The sequence below is a fragment of the Pseudomonas sp. AGC41 genome (assembly GCF_057334555.1).
The window spans coordinates 162,410-164,327 of sequence record NZ_JBHFJB010000039.1 but is presented as its reverse complement, the minus strand read 5'-3'; the positions used below and the strand labels follow the sequence as shown (position 1 = coordinate 164,327).

The 1,918-nt window shown below is 62.3% G+C and carries 3 protein-coding genes; all 3 read right to left on the bottom strand.

What is annotated here, in order from left to right; all coding sequences use genetic code 11:
* Window positions 1-640, bottom strand: a 640-nt coding sequence (locus tag ACE04F_RS07725) for a PHP domain-containing protein (RefSeq protein WP_486105668.1), incomplete at its 3' end; no start/stop codon positions are given.
* Window positions 641-739: 99 nt separating this feature from the next.
* Window positions 740-1,384: a ribonuclease HII gene (rnhB, locus tag ACE04F_RS07720; protein WP_486105724.1), complete on the bottom strand. Its 645-nt coding sequence runs from the start codon at window positions 1,382-1,384 to the stop codon at window positions 740-742.
* A gap of 11 nt (window positions 1,385-1,395) precedes the next feature.
* Window positions 1,396-1,918, bottom strand: a 523-nt coding sequence (locus ACE04F_RS07715) for a glycosyltransferase family protein (RefSeq protein WP_486105667.1), incomplete at its 5' end; no start/stop codon positions are given.

Genomic DNA, 1,918 nt, shown 5'->3' with positions numbered 1-1,918 from the left:
GCTCGTGGGCCTCGAAATCTTCCTGCTTGATGAATCGCACGTCGTTGGTCGCCACCAGCGGCGCGCCCAGCTTGTCGGCCAGGGCCACGGCGGCGTGCAGGTGCTCTTCGTCATTCGGACGGTTGGTGCGTTGCACCTCGATATAGAACCGGTCCGGGAACACCGTCATCCAGCCGCGAGCCAGTTGTTCGGCTTCCTCGGTGTTGCCGCTGAGCAGGGCCAGGCCGATCTCACCTTCCTTGGCCGCCGACAGCATGATCAGCCCTTCGCTGGCCTCGGCTATCCACTCGCGCTCGATGATGATCGAGCCATTGCGCTGGCCGTCGATAAAGCCGCGGGAAATCAGCTCGGTGAGGTTGCGGTAGCCCATGGCATTCATCACCAGCAGGCTGATCCGGCTCAGCGGTGCGTCCGGGTCCTTGTTCGCCAACCACAAATCGGCGCCGCAGATCGGCTTGATCCCGGCGCCCATGGCGTTCTTGTAGAACTTGACCAGCGAGCACATGTTGTTCTGGTCGGTAACCGCCACGGCAGGCATGTTCATGCCCACCAGGGTCTTGACCAATGGCTTGATCCGCACCAGGCCGTCGACCAGGGAATATTCAGTGTGCAGGCGTAGATGAACGAATGAAGCCGGCATAGTGATCCTGCGTTAAGTCATGAAAACAACAAGGCCCGGATTGTACCGGGCCTTGGGTAAAACATCAGCCATGAGTGGTCAGCCTGACAAAGGCCTGCATCAGGAAACCAGAGCCTGATTGCTCACAATCAAGCCTTCGCGAGCCTCGTAAGCCAGCCGCACCGGGGCGAATGAACGCCGGTGGATGGGCGTCGGCCCGAGGCGCGCCAAGGCTTCCAGATGAACGGGGGTCGGGTAGCCCTTGTGGCCGCCGATGCCATAGCCCGGGTAGATCAACTCGAACGCGGCCATTTCCCGGTCACGGCTGACCTTGGCCAGAATCGACGCCGCTGCGATAGCCGGCACCTTGCCGTCGCCCTGGATGACCGCTTCAGCGCGCATCGACAGCTGGGGACAGCGGTTGCCGTCGATCATCGCCAGCCGCGGCGTGATGTGCAGGCCGTGTACCGCCCGCTGCATCGCCAGCATGGTGGCATGCAGGATGTTCAACTCGTCGATCTCTTCGACTTCGGCCCGGGCAATGCACCAGCTCAAGGCTTTTTCGCAGATTTCGTCGTAGAGTTTTTCACGCCGGGCTTCGGTGAGCTTCTTGGAATCATCGAGCCCCAGGATCGGCCGCTTCGGATCGAGGATCACCGCCGCCGTCACCACCGCACCGCACAACGGGCCACGGCCCACCTCATCGACACCCGCGACCAACTCTTCGACTTCGGCGACCAGGTTGAAATCCAGGCCCATCTGCAGCTTCACGTTGCTCATCGTCTGGCGCCGATCAAGGTCAGTACCGCGTCTGCTGCCTGGTTGGAAGCATCGCGACGCAAGATACGGTGGATTTCGTCAAAGCCCCGGGTCTGTTCCTCGCCGCCATCGATCAACGGCAAAAGCGTGCTGGCCAGGGACTCGGCGGTCGCGTCATCCTGCAGCAGTTCAGGCACCAGCAGGCGCTGGGCCAGCAGGTTCGGCAGGGAAACATAAGGGCTCTTGACCATGCGCTTGAGAATCCAGAACGTCAACGGCGCCAGGCGATACGCAACCACCATCGGGCGCTTGTACAACAATGCCTCAAGGGTAGCAGTGCCGGAAGCAATCAACACGGCATCGCAGGCCGCCAGCGCTTGATGGGATTGGCCGTCGAGCAGCGTGACCGGCAAATCGCGATCGGCCAGGAGCGCTTCGAGCTGGACCCGTCGCTGTGGACTGGCGCACGGCAAGATGAATCGTACGTCCGGACGCACCGCCCGCAGACGCTCGGCGGCGTCGAAGAACAGCCCGCCGCGG